The sequence below is a fragment of the Pseudomonas sp. F3-2 genome, assembly GCF_038804275.1.
Taxonomy (GTDB): domain Bacteria; phylum Pseudomonadota; class Gammaproteobacteria; order Pseudomonadales; family Pseudomonadaceae; genus Aquipseudomonas.
In genome coordinates, this window is record NZ_CP152388.1 from 4023799 (window position 1) to 4036230 (window position 12432).

Annotated in this window: 10 protein-coding genes and 1 other RNA gene; 3 read left to right on the plus strand and 8 right to left on the minus strand. The window is 61.6% G+C overall.

Annotation, left to right across the window (positions count from 1 at the left end; all coding sequences use genetic code 11):
• The first annotated feature begins 162 nt into the window (after window positions 1-162).
• A complete protein-coding gene (locus AAGQ88_RS18195) occupies window positions 163-999 on the plus strand; it encodes a PhzF family phenazine biosynthesis protein (protein WP_342653172.1) in 837 nt (278 codons plus the stop codon).
• Window positions 1000-1040: 41 nt separating this feature from the next.
• Here the strand turns inward: AAGQ88_RS18195 and AAGQ88_RS18200 are convergent, their stop codons facing one another.
• The 3 genes from AAGQ88_RS18200 to AAGQ88_RS18210 all read right to left on the minus strand — a co-directional run bounded on the left by AAGQ88_RS18200 (window position 1041) and on the right by AAGQ88_RS18210 (window position 3653).
• Complete coding sequence (locus AAGQ88_RS18200) at window positions 1041-1409, minus strand: Rap1a/Tai family immunity protein (RefSeq protein WP_342653173.1); 369 nt, start codon at window positions 1407-1409, stop codon at window positions 1041-1043.
• A 32-nt stretch (window positions 1410-1441) separates the two neighbouring features.
• Window positions 1442-2368, minus strand: coding sequence for a type I pantothenate kinase (coaA, locus tag AAGQ88_RS18205; protein ID WP_306470515.1), 927 nt, complete (start codon window positions 2366-2368; stop codon window positions 1442-1444).
• Window positions 2369-2528: 160 nt separating this feature from the next.
• Window positions 2529-3653, minus strand: coding sequence for an alkene reductase (locus AAGQ88_RS18210; protein WP_342655838.1), 1125 nt, complete (start codon window positions 3651-3653; stop codon window positions 2529-2531).
• A 139-nt stretch (window positions 3654-3792) separates the two neighbouring features.
• On the opposite strand from AAGQ88_RS18210, the gene AAGQ88_RS18215 reads away from it, so the two are divergent.
• Complete coding sequence (locus tag AAGQ88_RS18215) at window positions 3793-4734, plus strand: LysR family transcriptional regulator (RefSeq protein ID WP_342653174.1); 942 nt, start codon at window positions 3793-3795, stop codon at window positions 4732-4734.
• A 98-nt stretch (window positions 4735-4832) separates the two neighbouring features.
• Here AAGQ88_RS18215 and ffs read toward each other — a convergent pair.
• Window positions 4833-4929, minus strand: an RNA gene (ffs, locus tag AAGQ88_RS18220) — signal recognition particle sRNA small type.
• Between the two features lie 229 nt (window positions 4930-5158).
• On the opposite strand from ffs, the gene AAGQ88_RS18225 reads away from it, so the two are divergent.
• Window positions 5159-5647, plus strand: a complete 489-nt coding sequence (locus tag AAGQ88_RS18225; RefSeq protein ID WP_342653175.1) for a GNAT family N-acetyltransferase — start codon at window positions 5159-5161, stop codon at window positions 5645-5647.
• Window positions 5648-5653: 6 nt separating this feature from the next.
• Here AAGQ88_RS18225 and AAGQ88_RS18230 read toward each other — a convergent pair whose 3' ends face one another.
• The 4 genes from AAGQ88_RS18230 to zipA all read right to left on the minus strand — a co-directional run bounded on the left by AAGQ88_RS18230 (window position 5654) and on the right by zipA (window position 12432).
• Entirely contained in the window at window positions 5654-7459 is a 1806-nt protein-coding gene (locus tag AAGQ88_RS18230) for an EAL domain-containing protein (protein ID WP_285425910.1), read from the minus strand.
• 165 nt (window positions 7460-7624) lie between these two features.
• Window positions 7625-8791: a putative zinc-binding peptidase gene (locus AAGQ88_RS18235; RefSeq protein ID WP_342653176.1), complete on the minus strand. Its 1167-nt coding sequence runs from the start codon at window positions 8789-8791 to the stop codon at window positions 7625-7627.
• Window positions 8792-8988: 197 nt separating this feature from the next.
• Window positions 8989-11352: an NAD-dependent DNA ligase LigA gene (gene ligA / locus AAGQ88_RS18240; protein ID WP_342653177.1), complete on the minus strand. Its 2364-nt coding sequence runs from the start codon at window positions 11350-11352 to the stop codon at window positions 8989-8991.
• Window positions 11353-11565: 213 nt separating this feature from the next.
• Window positions 11566-12432, minus strand: a complete 867-nt coding sequence (gene zipA, locus AAGQ88_RS18245; protein WP_093459493.1) for a cell division protein ZipA — start codon at window positions 12430-12432, stop codon at window positions 11566-11568.

Here is a 12432-nt window from a genome sequence, read left to right on the forward strand (position 1 = left end):
GCGGACACCGCCGATGCCGGCCGGTTTCTAAGCCGGTGCCTCAGCCGTTTGTCCCGGTGACCACCATTCAGTTGCTCGCAGAATCCGGCCGGATCTGTCTATGTACAGCGTTTTCATGCCTGCCTAGAGTGGCCAGCTCCCCTAACCGACATCGGAGCGTCCATGCCACACTCATTCAAATTCCAGCAGGTCGATGTGTTCTCCAGCGCACCGACACAAGGCAACCCGCTGGCCGTCGTCAGCGCCGCCGATGATCTGACTGACGCGCAAATGGCCGCTTTCGCACGCTGGACCAACCTCAGCGAAACCACCTTCCTGCTGCGTCCGACGCATCCGGAGGCGGACTATCGCGTGCGCATTTTCACGACGACGCGTGAACTGCCATTTGCCGGGCACCCCACATTGGGCAGTTGCTTCGTCTGGCTGGACAACGGCGGCGTCGCCCGGGCCGAGGAAGTCGTTCAGGAATGCGGCGCGGGGCTGGTGCGCATCCGCCGCGACGGTTCGCGTCTGGCCCTGTGCGCGCCGCCGTTGTTGCGCAGTGGTCCGGTTGAAGACGACGTGTTGCAGCGCATCATTGCAGGCCTTGGATTACGCCGTGAGCAAGTCACCGGGAGCCAGTGGGCAGACAACGGCCCGGGCTGGGTCGCGGTCATGCTCGCCAGCCGCGATGACGTGCTCGACGTACGTCCCGACTACGCCGCACTGCGCGGTCTGAACGTCGGCCTCGTCGCGCCGTGGACCGGGCCGGACGCCGAAGCCGATTTCGAAGTCCGCGCTTTCACGGGCGATCTGGGCGCCGAAGATCCGGTGACCGGCAGCCTCAACGCCAGCATCGCCCAATGGCTGATTCCGGCCGGTCTCGCGCCACGGCAGTACACCGCCCGCCAAGGCACGGCGATGGGCCACCGCGGTCAAGTCCACGTGGAGCAGATCGGTGAGCAGATCTGGGTGAGCGGCGAGGTGCAAAAGTGCATCGCCGGTCAGGTGACGCTCTAAAGCAGGTCGGTTGCGGCGAGTCGAATCTGCCGCAAACCGGATCACCGACAGGGAAAGGCGTTTTTCAGCGCGGCGACCACCAGCACTGATTCGTTCAGGTGCAGGCTCTGCGGGTGTTCTTCGAGCGACTGCACGACGATGCGCATCGACTGGACCATGGGAATTCCGCCCTCGGGCACGCACACCAGCCGGGGCGTATTACCGGCTTCATGAAACAGGTCCAGCGTATCCATGGTCGCCTGCAGCACGCCCACGCAATGACCGATGCCGACCGGGTTTTTCGCGGCGCCGCCACTCATGCTGTTGATGCCGTCCTGACATTCGAGCAGCAACTTATTGCCGTCCGCCATGGCGTACGTACTCAAACTCAGCAGTAGCGCCGTGAACATCCATGTGATCGCTCGGGTCATCGGGTCCCTTCCGGTTCTATCGTCGATTGCCGCTAGCGCAGCCACAATTCCTTCACCGAATGATCCGCCGCCTTACGTACCACAAGGCTTGCGCGCTCACGGGTCGGCAAGATGTTTTCCAGCAGATTGGGACGGTTGATGTCACGCCAGATCTTGCGCGCGGCGTCGGGGGACTTTTCCGGCGGCAGGTCGGCGAGCTCGCGGAAATAGGCCCCGCGAGCGCGGAATGCAGTGCGTTGCAGCATCAGGAAGCGCTCGACGTACCAGCGTTCGATGTCACCTTCGTCGGCATCCAGGTAAATGGAAAAATCGAAGAAGTCCGAAACGATGCTACCTGGTTTCTGCCCGTCATTGCCCTCGGTCTGCAGGACGTTCAGCCCTTCGAAAATGAGGATGTCAGGCTGACTCACCTTCAGGAATTTGTCCGGCACGATGTCGTAGCTGATGTGCGAGTAGACCGGCGCGCTGATCTCGGCGGCGCCGGCCTTGAGGTCCGAGAGAAACTTGACCATGCGCTTGCGATCGTAGCTTTCCGGAAAGCCCTTGCGGTGCATGATGCCTTCGGCATCGAGCTTGGCGTTGGGGTGCAGAAATCCGTCGGTGGTGACCAGATCGACCCGAGGATGATCGGGCCAGCGCGCCATCAACGCCTGCAGCACACGCGCGAACGTGCTCTTGCCCACGGCAACGCTGCCGGCGACGGCGACGACATAGGTCTGTTTTTTCGCAGGACGGCCCAGAAAGGTGTCCTTGATGCTTGCCAGATTGCGCGCCGCGCTGACATGCAGGTTGATCAGTCGCGACAGCGGGAGGTAGATATTGGCGACATCTTCAAGGGAAATATCTTCGTTCACGCCTCGCAATGCAGCCAGATCTTCTTCGGACAAAGTCAGTGGCGTGCTGGCGCGCAGCCCCGCCCACTCTGCGCTGCTCATTACGAGATAGTCATCAGGCGCCATCTATAGCCTTCCAATCCAGGTGTCCATTTCGACAATGGTGCGAAGACTATCGTATTGACCCAAAAACGGGGCAGATTTCTTTGATCTGGCAGGTATTTGCCCGCACGCAGGCCTCCCGTTCAGCCGGCAGGCCTGCGTGTTCAAGCGATCAGCGTCACCCTCAAGCCGATTCGTAAGGCGGGTAATCCACGTAACCCTCGGCGCCGCCGCCGTAGTAGGTGTCGCGGTTCGGGGTTGCCAGCGGCCAGCCGTTTTTCAGGCGGGCAACCAGATCGGGGTTGCCGATGAAGGGCTGGCCGAAGCCTGCCAGATCAATCAGCCCGGCGTCGACCAGATCCTGAGCGCGCTCAAGGGTCATGTCTCCGGCCAGAATCAGCGCCGTGCCAGCCAACTGCGCCTTGCACTGCGTGAGCAGGTCACGCAGCGCCTGTTCCTGCGCCTGCGCGCCTTCGCTGGCGAGGAAGAAGTGCGTCTGGTCCATCACGTGGACGTAGGCAATGCCGCGCTCGCCCATGCCCGCGCAAAGCGCTGCATAGGTTTCGTCGATCTGCGGATAGAGCGGCATGTCGAACAGCTGGCCGTAAGGCGAGATGCGGATGCCGACACGGTCGGCGCCGATTCTGGCGCAGACTGCATCCACCACTTCGAACACGAAACGCAGGCGATCCTGCAGGTTCTCGGCCGAATAACGGTCGCTGCGATCGTTCACCCGCGGATTGAGGAACTGCTCGATCAGATAGCCGTTGGCCCCATGGATTTCAACGCCGTCGAATCCGGCGGCAATGGCGTTTTCCGCGGCTTGCGCGAAGTCCTCGACGACCCGGCCAACCTCATCGGTCGCCAAGGCGCGTGGCACGGAGGTCGGTACGAAACCGGGCTCGCCATCGTCCGTATAACCGAACGCAATGGCGCCTTGAGCTGGCTTGTTCGTCGAACTGACCGGCGCTTTGCCGTCTTCCTGAATCGAAGTGTGAGAGACACGGCCCACGTGCCACAGCTGAGCGAACATCCTGCCGCCCACGCTGTGCACCGAGTCGGTGGTCAGCTTCCAGCCCTTGATCTGCTCGGGGGTGAAAATGCCCGGGTTGAACAGATAGCCCTGCCCTTCGCGGGAAATCGGCGTGCCTTCCGACACAATCAGGCCTGCGGTGCCACGCTGGGTGTAATGCAGCGCGATCTGCTCGGTCGCGATGTCGTCGGGTGCGCGCGAGCGAGTCATCGGCGCCATGACGAAGCGGTTGTTGAGGGTCAAGCTATTCAGCGAATAGGGGGCAAACAGGTCAATCATCGAGTGATCTCCAAGGTGGGTAGCGAGCGACTCATCGAGTCGCCCAGACATTGCCCATAGGTTATTGGAGAATTTTGGTAACATTTAAGCCATTCACTACGAAGTGATATGAATCCTGGTCACCAATGAGGTCACGATGAACGCTTCCGACAGCCTCAAGGGTATCGACGTCTTTGTCAGCGTCGCGATGCTGGGCAGTTTTTCTGCCGCCGCCAAACGCCTGGGGCTGACCAACTCGGCAATCAGCAAAAGCATCGCCCGACTCGAACAGCGGCTCGACACGCGCCTGTTCAACCGCACCACGCGACGGTTGTCGCTGACCGACGCCGGGGCGCAGTACTACAGGACCTGCTCCGAAGTGCTGGGTTGTCTGGAAGAGGCCGAACAGGTGTTGAAAACCGAAAATGCCGAGCCCCACGGCAAGGTCCGTCTGGACCTGCCCGCCTCGTTCGGGCGCCTGCACGTGCTGCCGCTGATGCTCGACTTCCTGCACGAGCATCCACTGCTGTTGCCGCACATCACCTTTTCCGACCGCTTCATCGATCTGGTGGATCAGGGCATCGACATCGTCGTCCGAATCGGTGCGCCGGACGCCTGGCCCGCGTTGCTTGGGCACAAGTTTCTCGGCGCGCAGCGGCTGGTATTTTGCGCATCGCCCGGCTACCTCGCGGCGCATGGCACGCCCCGTCAGGCCCACGAACTGGCGGATCACGCCTGCGTGCTTTACGGCCATGAGAATGGCAGCGTCACGGCGTGGTCGATGGCGGGCGAGCAAGGGAACGTCGACCGCCACGTCATGCACGGCCGAATTGCCATCGGCGACGGCGAAGGTCAACTCATGGCCGCCCTGACCGGCCTGGGCATCACCCAGTTGCCGACGTGGCTGGTGGACAAGCACCTGCAGAGCGGCGCGCTGGTCGAGGTGCTTCCGGAACTCGCGGTGCACAGCCTGCCGATCAACCTCATCTGGCTGAAAAGCCGGCAAAGCCTGCCGAAAGTCAAAGCGCTGCTCAGCGTGTTAGGCGCCTGCCTGACGCCTGCGGGAAGGACGCATGTCGAGGCCGAAAAGGACACTTGAATGTCGGACACGACGAATGATCGCGAGAAGCCGCATGGGGCGTGCGTGACGTAAAGATCGAAGATGATTGAAGCAGGAGGGGTTCGTTATGGAGGCAACCCCACCAGCCACACCCCGGCACACAATGTTCCCGCTGTGGCTGCTCCCTTCCGGGCCTGACCAGGTTAACGGGTAATCGTTGCGGGGGGACCGATGGGGTCACCATAACGACACTCGCCAGTCGGCGAGCCGCGCCATTGTACCGGTCTGGCGCGAAGTTACAACCTCTTGTTTCAGATTGAGAATTTTATCGGGTCCAACCCGTTTCGATGACGCCAGCAGGCGCGGCGCAAGGCAGAAATGCGGCACAATCAGTGCCTGATTTTTCCACCTTCGTATACAGCGTGGCAGCTTCTGCCTGAACCCTGCCCGCCCCGGACGCCTCATGCACAGCACGTTGATGAAATACCAGGCGTTGTCGGCATCGCAGCACGCCCGGTTGCTGGAAATCGAACTGCCGAGGCAGCAAGTGAGTTACGTCGGCGACATCCATGGCGGCCTGCATTCGTTGACGGCACGGCCGGCGTGCGACATTCAGGGTTACGCGCTGCTGGTGGATGACATCCCTCGAGGATTTTTCCTACTCAAACGCAGGACGCTGCTGCCGCCCTGGGCCAGTGGCAATACCGCAACCCTTCACGCGCTGATGATCGATCATCGGCATCAAGGGTTGGGACTCGGCCGCGAATGCCTGGCCAGGCTTCCGGCTGTTGTGCGCGAAGGCTGGCCGGAGGTGGAGCAACTGATGTTGGCGGTGGAAACCGACAATGAAGGCGCCCGCCGCCTCTATCTGAACGCGGGCTGGCAGGACGTCCCTGCGCCGACGGGCATCGCGCTGGGGCGCGAAAGGCTGATGCTGTTGAAACTGCGCTGAGGGCCGTCAGCCTCCCAGCGCCCGCAACTGCCTGACTTTGTGAGTACGTTCGCCGTTCATCCAGTGTTCCAGTCCGCCAACCGTCATCGGCCGGGCGATGAGATAACCCTGGACTTCGTGGCAACCCAACTGACAGAGGATTTCGTAAACGGCCTCGGTTTCTGCGCCTTCGGCCACCACTCGGTAGCCCAGCCGCCGGGCCAGATCGACGATGGCCTCGACCAGACGACGATCCTTCTCATTGACGTCGAGGTGATCGACCAGCGACTTGTCGAGTTTGACGGTGGTCGCGGGTATCTGCCGCAGGTAGCTCCAATTGCTGTAGCCGGTGCCGAAATCATCGATGGCAATGTCGATGTCCAGCGCCCGCAGACGCTCGAGTTGCAGACGCGTGAGGTCCGGATTCTCACACAACGCGCTTTCGGTGAACTCAAGTTCGAAGCGACCGGGGTCCAGCCCACTGATGGCCAGCTGCTCAAACAATGCATCGCTGAACAGCGAATTCGCCAGATCGATGGCCGACACGTTCATGGCCACCTTGAACGCATAACCCTGCGCCTGCCAGCGCACGGCCTGTTCGACAGCGTGGCGCAGCACCCACAGGCTGAGCGAGCGGATCAGCGCAGTCTTTTCCGCCAGCGGGATGAACTCGGCCGGACTGATCGGCCCCAGCACGGGATGCTGCCAGCGCAGCAGCGCCTCGACGGTGACGACCCTCCCGCTCGACACCTCCAGACGCGGCTGAAACACCAGTGACAACTGATCCGGGCTGCGCACCGCATCGGCCAGAGAGGCGAGCAGCAGAAAGGCGCGCTGTTGGGCGAAATCCAGATGCGGCTCGTACCAGCGCCATCCGGTCGCCTTGCCGCGCGCCTCATCGGCGGCGCTGACCACCAGTCGAATCCAGTCCTTTTCATCACAGCGATCCAGCCCCAACGGCAATACACCGATGCCCACGTCCATCTGGATAGGGATGTTGCGGCAGATCAAGGGTTCGCGAAAATGCTTGAGCAGATGCCGGAACAATTGTTCAGCCTGCTCCGGCCCGGTATGACGGGTGATCAAGGCAATCCGCGTCGGACTGACCTTGTACAGCGCCGTGTCTTCGGGCAACAGCCGGCGACAGCTGTCGATCATGCCGCGCACCAGTTCCTGCGCGAAGCTGTATCCCAGCGCCTTGACGATGCTGTCCAGAAACGCCGGATCGACCATATCGAGGGCAACCAGCGCGTGTTCATGCCGATCGGCCAGCGCAACGATGTCCTCCTCAAGCCGCCGCCGGTTGAACAGGCCGGTGGGCTGATCGACATAGCTGGCCTTGCGCAGATTGTTCAGCCGCTTCATGACCAGCTGACCGTACATTTCCAGCATCTTCACCTCGCGCGGGCCAAGCGCGGCGCGGGGTCGGTTATCGATAATGCACAGCGTGCCCAGCGCAAGCCCGTCGGCCGTCACCAGTGGCACGCCGGCGTAAAAACGGATGTGCGGCTCACCGGTGACCATGGGGTTGTCGCGAAAACGCGAATCCAGGGTTGCGTCCGGAATCTGCAACACGTCGTGTCCGAGAATGGAGTAGGCACAGAAGGAAATTTCGCGCGGGGTTTCCCGCTCTTCGAGGCCGGTGCCGGCGCGAAACCATTGTTGGTGTTCGCTGACGATGGACACCAGCGCGATGGGCACCTCAAACACCAGCGCGACCATGTCGACGATATGATCCAGCACATCGTCGGCGGTCGAGTCGAGAAGCCCCATGTGAGTGATGCGGGACAGCCGCGACGCCTCGTTAAGAGGCATCGGAGCACTATTGGCCATATCTGAAATCCCTGTTCAACTGCTCAGCGCCAGTAGTATCAAAACGATATTGTAGGCAAAGTAGCACTAGATTCAGACGCTTGCAGGTGCTCGCAGACCGGCGGTGCTGACACAGCAGGCGCTGCAAAGTTGCAGCCATTGCGGGGCATCGAGCACCCGCGTGCTTCATTGCACCTGGAGCACCTCGTCCGCTTTGCCGCCTGCGCCTTGAATCACCAGATGAATGAAATGCAGCTTGGTGATCACGGCGGGCGGCAGCACAAACGGATAAAAGTCTGGCTGGCCCATGGCGCGCGACAACTCGTTAAGCATGCCGGCAAGCTCGATCCACGCGTTGACGAACGCCAGGAACGCGGGCCCGCCTGGATGCTGCGGGTCATAAAGCGTTTCCAGTTCGAACGGCTGGTAATCGAGGTCCATGTCCCGGGCGCTCATGCCCAGGCTCAGCGCCGTGTCGACGGCATCCATCATGTGCAGGTAATGCGCCCAGGTTTCAGCCCAGTCTTCCCACGGATGCATGGTGGCGTAGGCGCTGACGTAGTGCTGCTGCCAGTCCGCCGGGGCGCCGTGCTGATAGTGATGATCCAGCGCATCGGCGTAGCTGGCGCGGTCGTCGCCGAACAGATTGCGGAAGCCGTCCTGCCAATAGGTGTCAGCGATCAGGCGATCCCAGTAGTAGTGTCCGACTTCGTGGCGGAAATGCCCGAGGAGCGTGCGGTAAGGTTCGTGCATCTGAACACGAACTTTCTCACGAATAGCGTCGTCGGCTTCTTCAACGTTGAGGGTGATCAGGCCGTTGGCGTGCCCTGTGGTCGGCAGATTACCTTCCAGGTCGACGCCGAGAAATGCGAACGCCAGACCGCGCTGCTCGTCCACGCTCTTGGGGATGACCTGCAGTCCCAGCGTGATCAGTTGCGCCACCAGGCGCCGCTTGGCGGTCTCGATCTTGCGCCAGCGCTCCGGGTTTTCCGGCACGGACAAGTCGGGAATGGTCTTGTTGAGGCTACAGGCCACGCAGAATTCGCCGGCATTGAGCGCTGGAAACAGCCAGTTGCATGCAGCGGGGGTGTCCAGATTCGCGCAGCGGCGATACAGCCCGGCCTGAGGCTCGTCGCTCAAACGCCAGGTGGTGAGGTCGGGCCCGGGCTCCAGGGCCGCGATCCTGCCCTGCTCCGGCAGATATCCCAGTGCTGCCGAACACGCCAGGCACTGGCTGTTACGGAAGAACACCGACTGCCCACAACGGCACTGCCAGACCTTGTTGTTGCGCTTGCTTTCACCGGCAAATGGCGCCGCGATCCGGGTGCTGAGTTGTTCGAAGAACTGGAACATGGCCATCTCCTGAGTGGGCTGCAAGCACTAGATCATCGGGGGTTGCGGCGGTTCCGTGGATTTTGTCCGCGAGGGGCATGGGCAGTGGGTGCCTCGGAAAGGCGTTCCCCCAGTTAAAGCGCCTTCCCGGCTGAAGCCGGTCCTACTGGGGGGAGGTCGGCATTAGCGCTGTGCTTACGCGCCACACAATAAACGGCTCATTCCATCGCAACGTTGTGCTTTTTGAGAAACGCAACAAACGCCTCTTCGTCCAGCACCTTGAGCCCCAGTTCGTTGGCCTTGGTCAGCTTCGAGCCGGCGCCCGGCCCGGCGACCACGGTGTGGGTCTTGGCCGAGACAGAACCGGACACTTTGGCGCCGAGGCTTTCGAGCTTGTCCTTGGCGACGTCGCGACTCATCAGCTCCAGCGAGCCGGTCAGCACCCAGGTCTGCCCTGCCAGCGGCAAACCTTCGACGACTTTCTTTTCGCTCTGCCAGTGCATGCCGAAATCTTTGAGCTGTTGCTCGATGGCGATCGCGCGGTCGGCGTTTGCCTTGATATCAAAGAAGGCTCTGACCGATTGCGCCTGCTTCTCGGGCAGGGTCTGGCGCATGTCCAGCCAGTCAGCCTTGACCACACCTCCCAGCGTGGTGAATTTGTCCGCCAGTTTTTGCGCGGCGCCGGGGCCGACCGATGGAATGTTGAGTTTGTCGAGCATGCCGCCCAAGGTGGCGCTGGCCGCAAACTCAGCGCCCAGATCGCCGGTGTCCTGCAACACCATGTTGCATTCGCCAAGCAATGCGCCGATGACGTTCTGGTTGTGTTCGTCCTCGAAGAAGCTGTGAATCTCGTGTGCCACTTCCAGGCCGATGTCTGGCAGGTACGTCAGCACTTCAGGCAGCGCGGCCTTCACCCGCTCCAGCGAACCCAGCGAGCGGGCGAGTACTTTCGCGGTTTCCTCGCCGACATCGGGAATCCCCAGCGCATAGATGAAACGCGCCAGCGTCGGCTGCTTGCTGTCGTCGATGGCCTTGAGCAGTTTCTTGCTGGAGATTTCGGCGAAGCCTTCCAGATCGATGATTTGCTCGTATTCCAGCTTGTACAGGTCAGCGGGCGAGCCAATCAGCTTTTCGTCCACCAACTGCTCGATGGTCTTGTCGCCCAGGCCTTCGATGTCCATCGCGCGTCGGGACACGTAATGGATGATCGCCTGTTTGAGCTGCGCACCGCAGGCCAGGCGACCGACGCAGCGGTAAACCGCGCCTTCGCTGACCGTTTCCTTGCCCTTGCTGCGCTTGATCAGCTGCGTGCGCTCGACCTGCGAGCCACACACCGGGCATGTCTGCGGAATCTCGACTTTGCGGGCGTTGTCGGGGCGCCGCTCCAGCACGACCTGCACCACCTGCGGGATCACGTCGCCTGCACGACGAATAATGACGGTGTCACCGATCATCAGGCCCAGGCGCGCGACTTCGTCCATGTTGTGCAGCGTGGCGTTGGCCACGGTGACGCCGGCCACCTTGACCGGTTTGAGGCGCGCGACCGGCGTCACGGCGCCAGTACGGCCGACCTGGAATTCCACGTCGAGCAGTTCGGTGAGTTCTTCCATGGCCGGGAATTTATGTGCAATGGCCCAGCGAGGCTCACGTGCGCGAAATCCCAGTTCGCGCTGGGAAGCAATGCTGTTGACCTTGAACACCACGCCGTCGATCTCATACGGCAGGGACAGCCGACGCTCGCCGATATCGTGGTAATACTTGAGGCAATCTTCGATGCCCTCGGCCACCTTCAGCTCTCGGCTGATCGGCATGCCCCACTCTTTGAGTTGCTTGAGATTGCCGATGTGGGTGTCGGCAATGTCGTGGGACACCTGACCGATGCCGTAACAGCAGAATTCCAGCGGGCGATTGGCGGTGATCTTCGAGTCCAGCTGGCGCAAGCTGCCCGCCGCGGCGTTGCGCGGGTTGGCGAAGGTCTTGCCGCCAATCTCCAGTTGACTGGCGTTGAGACGCTCGAACCCGGCCTTGGACATGAACACCTCGCCGCGCACTTCGAGGGTTTCCGGCCAGCCTTTGCCGTGCAGCTTGAGCGGGATATTGCGCACTGTGCGCACGTTGACGCTGATGTCCTCGCCCGTGGTGCCATCGCCGCGAGTGGCGCCGCGCACCAGAGCACCGTTCTGATACAGCAGGCTGACCGCCAGACCGTCGAGCTTGGGCTCGCAGCTGTACTCGACCTTGGCGGCGCTGCCGAATAGATCACCGGTGGGCAGATCGAGGCCTTCGTTGACCCGTCGATCGAACTCGCGCATGTCGGTCTCTTCGAAGGCGTTGCCCAGGCTGAGCATGGGGATTTCATGCCTGACCTGGGTGAACGCCGACAGCGCCGCGCTGCCGACACGCTGGGTCGGCGAATCGGGCGTGACCAGATGCGGGTTTTCCGCTTCGAGGGCTTTCAATTCGTGGAACAGGCGATCGTACTCGACGTCCGGAATGCTCGGCTCGTCGAGGACGTGATACCGATAGTTGTGCAGGTCCAGCTCTGCGCGCAGTTCCAGGATTCGGGTTTCGGCAGCTTTCATAAATGTGTACTCGAAAAAGCAAAAGAGCAGCCGGGGCTGCTCATTCGTGGTCGTGCTAAACCTGTAGGAGCGTGGCTTGTCCCGCGATCGACGGGGAACCCGCCGCAATCTCGGCGAACGCGGTATTTCTGGACGAACGCGTTTGCGGGATTTGCTGCCGCTTCGCGACAGATCGCGGGACAAGCCACGCTCCTACAGGGTTGCGTCGCTCAATCAACGACGCTGAGTCAGTGCGCGGCGTTCGAACTCGACGATGCGCTGGCGGTAATGCTCGATGGTCTGCGCGGTCATGACGCTGCGCTGATCATCCTTGAGCTCGCCGTTGAGTTCATGAGCCAGTTTACGCGCCGCGGCCACCATCACATCAAACGCCTGCTTGGGATGGCGCGGACCCGGCAAGCCGAGGAAGAAGCTCACCGCACGGGTGCTGAAATGGTCGATATCGTCCAGATCGAACACGCCCGGCTTGACCGCGTTGGCCATGGAGAACAGCACTTCGCCGTTGCCTGCCATGCTTTCGTGGCGATGGAAAATGTCCATTTCACCGAAGCGCAGGCCGCTTTCCAGAATATTCTGTAACAAAGCAGGCCCTTTGAAACCGCTTTCGTCGCGGGAAATGACGCTGATCACCAGCACCTCTTCCACCGGCGCCAGGTCCTTGTCTTCGGTAATACGCTGGGTCGGCTTGTCGTCCGGGAAGTCATCGTCACGGGCCGAGAACAGGTTCGGGCCGTCGAGGTCCAGGTTCAAGTCGCCTTGCTGCGGTTCGTCCTTGCGCTTGCCGCGCTTGCTTTCGCGCTCAGGGCGCTCCGCCCGCTCAGGCCGCTCGCGAGCCGCGCTCATGGCCGGCAGATCCTGCTCGTCCAGTTGCGGCTCTTTATGGGTTTCCAGAACACGCGCAGGGCCCAGCACCTCGGCGGACGAGCCTTCGTCGTCGTCCGGCAGGTTAGAAAAACTGCGGTCCAGCCTGAATTTCAGTTTGCCTTTGCCGCCGCGCATCCGGCGCCAGCCGTCAAAAAGAATACCGGCAATGACAATTATGCCGATGACGATCAGCCACTCTCGCAGACCGATTTCCAT

Coding starts and splice junctions, on each gene's coding strand:
- AAGQ88_RS18225 (WP_342653175.1), top strand. CDS start 5,159: ATGCACAGCACGTTGATGAAATACCAGGCGTTGTCGGCATCGCAGCAC.
- AAGQ88_RS18230 (WP_285425910.1), bottom strand. CDS start 7,459: ATGGCCAATAGTGCTCCGATGCCTCTTAACGAGGCGTCGCGGCTGTCC.
- ligA (WP_342653177.1), bottom strand. CDS start 11,352: ATGAAAGCTGCCGAAACCCGAATCCTGGAACTGCGCGCAGAGCTGGAC.
- coaA (WP_306470515.1), bottom strand. CDS start 2,368: ATGGCGCCTGATGACTATCTCGTAATGAGCAGCGCAGAGTGGGCGGGG.
- AAGQ88_RS18200 (WP_342653173.1), bottom strand. CDS start 1,409: ATGACCCGAGCGATCACATGGATGTTCACGGCGCTACTGCTGAGTTTG.
- zipA (WP_093459493.1), bottom strand. CDS start 12,432: ATGGAAATCGGTCTGCGAGAGTGGCTGATCGTCATCGGCATAATTGTC.
- AAGQ88_RS18235 (WP_342653176.1), bottom strand. CDS start 8,791: ATGTTCCAGTTCTTCGAACAACTCAGCACCCGGATCGCGGCGCCATTT.
- AAGQ88_RS18195 (WP_342653172.1), top strand. CDS start 163: ATGCCACACTCATTCAAATTCCAGCAGGTCGATGTGTTCTCCAGCGCA.
- AAGQ88_RS18215 (WP_342653174.1), top strand. CDS start 3,793: ATGAACGCTTCCGACAGCCTCAAGGGTATCGACGTCTTTGTCAGCGTC.